Below are 2,777 nucleotides of genomic sequence, written 5' to 3'. Positions count from 1 at the left end.
CTTGGTGTGGGGGATCGGGTGTTGCAGTTCGCGTCGATCGGGTTCGATGCGGCGACGGCGGAGATGTGGGTGGCGTTGTGTGGTGGTGCGACGCTTGTGTTGGCTTCCGCCGAGGAACTCCTGCCCGGGGCGGGCCTGGCCGAGGTGATCAGGCGCAACGAGGTCACCCACGTGACGCTGCCGCCCGCCGTGTTGAGCGTTCTGGACGAGCACGACCTGGGCACCGTGCGCACGTTGGTGTCCGCCGGTGAGGCGTTGGGTGCGGATCTGGTGGCGCGGTGGGCCGCGGGTCGGCGGTTGATCAACGCGTACGGGCCGACGGAGACGACGGTGTGCGCGACGATGTCGGCGCCGTTGGCGGTGGGTGGTGAGCCGGTGGTGGGCACGCCGGTCGTGAACACCCGGGCGTATGTGTTGGACGGGCGGCTTGCGCCGGTTCCGCCCGGGGTGGTGGGTGAGTTGTATGTGGCGGGTGCGGGTCTGGCCCGGGGTTATCTGGGCCGGTCGGGGTTGACGGGCGAGCGGTTCGTGGCCTGCCCGTTCGGCGGCGGTGGCGAGCGCATGTATCGCACCGGCGACCGGGCCCGCTGGACCGCAGACGGCCGACTGGTATTCGTGGGGCGCGCGGACGACCAGGTCAAGATCCGGGGCTTCCGGATCGAACCGGCGGAGATCCAGGCGGTGTTGGCCGCTCACCCGCAGGTGGGTCAGGCCGCGGTGATCGCGCGCGCGGAATCCCCGGGCGACCTGGTGCTGTCGGCCTACGTGGTGCCCACCGATCCCGAGGACGTCGGCGAGGATCTTCCGGGCACCTTGCGGGAGTTCGCCGCGCGTCGACTGCCGGAGTACATGTTGCCGAGCGCGATCGTGGTGCTGGCCGCGCTACCGCTGACCGCCAACGGCAAGCTCGATCGGGCCGCGTTGCCCAGCCCCGATCGCTCGGGCGGGACGACGGCGGAGGAGGTCGTGTCGACGCCGCGGGAGGAGATCCTGTGCGGGATGTTCGCCCAGGTGCTCGGGCTCGACGCGGTCGGGGTCCACGAGAGCTTCTTCGAGCTGGGCGGCCACTCCCTGCTGGCGACGCGGCTGGTCTCGCGCGTGCGGGCGGTGCTGGGTGTGGAGTTGGAGATCCGGGCCCTGTTCGAGACACCCACGGTCTCGGGGCTGGCCGCTCGCCTGGCGGACGAGCGAGTGGGCGCGGTGCGGGCGCCACTGCGGCAGCGGCCTCGTCCGGAGCGACTGCCGCTGTCGTTCGCGCAGCGGCGGTTGTGGTTCCTCGGGCGGTTGGACGGTCCCAACCCCGGCTACAACATGCCGGAGGTGCTGCGGCTGTCGGGTGATCTCGACCGTGCCGCGTTGTCGGCCGCGTTGCGGGATGTGGTGGGTCGGCACGAGGTGCTGCGGACCGTCTTCCCGATGGTCGACGGCGAGCCGTACCAGCGTGTCCTGGATCACGCCGAACTGACCTGGGACCTGGAGTACGACGAGGTCACCGCCGAGGAACTGCCGCACGCGGTGGCGACGGCGACGGACCACGCGTTCGATTTCGCGGACGAGATTCCCATTCGGGCCCGGCTCTTCCGGTGCGACGAAGAGCATGTGCTGGTCCTGGTGGTGCATCACATCGCGGGCGACGGTTGGTCGATGGGCCCGTTGGGTCGGGACATCTCGGCCGCCTACGCGGCCCGGCGCGCGGGACACGCCCCGGAGTGGGCGCCGTTGCCGGTGCAGTACGCGGACTACGCGCTCTGGCAGCGGGAGTTGCTGGGCGAGGACGAGGATCCGGCCGGTCTGATGTCCGGGCAGGTGGCGTACTGGCGAACAACTCTCGCGGGACTTCCCGAGGAACTCGACCTGCCCGTCGACCGCCCGCGCTCGACCACCGCCGGTCACGACGCGCACGTCACCCGGTTGGCGATACCGGCCGAACTGCACGACGAGCTGGTGCGGGTCGCCCGGGCCGAGGGCGTGACCGTGTTCATGGTGTTGCAGGCCGCGCTGGTGGTGTTGTTGTCCCGGCTGGGCGCGGGGACCGACATCCCGATCGGGACGACGGTGGCCGGACGTACCGACGAGGGCTTGGACGATCTGGTCGGCTTCTTCGTGAACACGCTGGTGCTGCGGACCGACCTGGCCGGGGATCCGACCTTCCGTGAGATCCTGGGTCGGGTCCGTGAGGCGGGCCTGGGCGCGTACGAGCACCAGGACGTGCCGTTCGAGCGCCTGGTGGAGGAACTCGCCCCGACCCGGTCGCTGAATCGGCATCCGCTGTTCCAGGTGATGTTGACGCTCCAGAACACCGCCCGCGCGGCGCTGGACCTGTCGGGAGTACGGGCGGGAGCGCCGCCCGAGGTCGAGGTGGCGCCGCTGTCACCGGCGGCCGCCGCGAAGTTCGACCTCGACGTGACCGCCGAGGAGACCTACGACGAGCAGGGCAGGCCCGCCGGAATTCGCGGGTCGATCGTGGCCTCGGCCGACCTGTTCGACCCGGGCTCGATCGAGACGATGGCCGATCGGTGGGTGCGCGTGCTGGGCGCGTTGGTCGCGGATCCGAGCCTGCGGCTCGGCGCGGCGGACGTGCTGGACGACGACGAGCGCACCCGGATCCTGGTCGCGTGGAACGACACGGCGACTTCGGCGGCCGAGCTTCCGGCACCGACGGTGATCGACGGATTCCTCACCCGGGTGGCGGAGGCGCCGGATGCGGTGGCGGTGGTGGCCGGGGGTTCGGTGCTGTCGTATGGGGAGTTGGGTGGTCGGGTCGGTCGTTTGGCGCG

Annotated in this window: 1 protein-coding gene; it reads left to right on the top strand. The window is 71.1% G+C overall.

Translation table 11 applies throughout. From position 1 onward, the window contains the following. Nucleotides 1-63 precede the first annotated feature (63 nt). Nucleotides 64-2,777, top strand: a 2,714-nt coding sequence (locus ACWCPW_RS51850) for a condensation domain-containing protein (RefSeq protein WP_449768662.1), incomplete at its 3' end; no start/stop codon positions are given.

Source organism: Embleya sp. NPDC001921 (assembly GCF_053594475.1).
The sequence above is the reverse complement of the archived record's forward strand: the minus strand, read 5'-3'. Positions and strand labels throughout refer to the sequence as shown.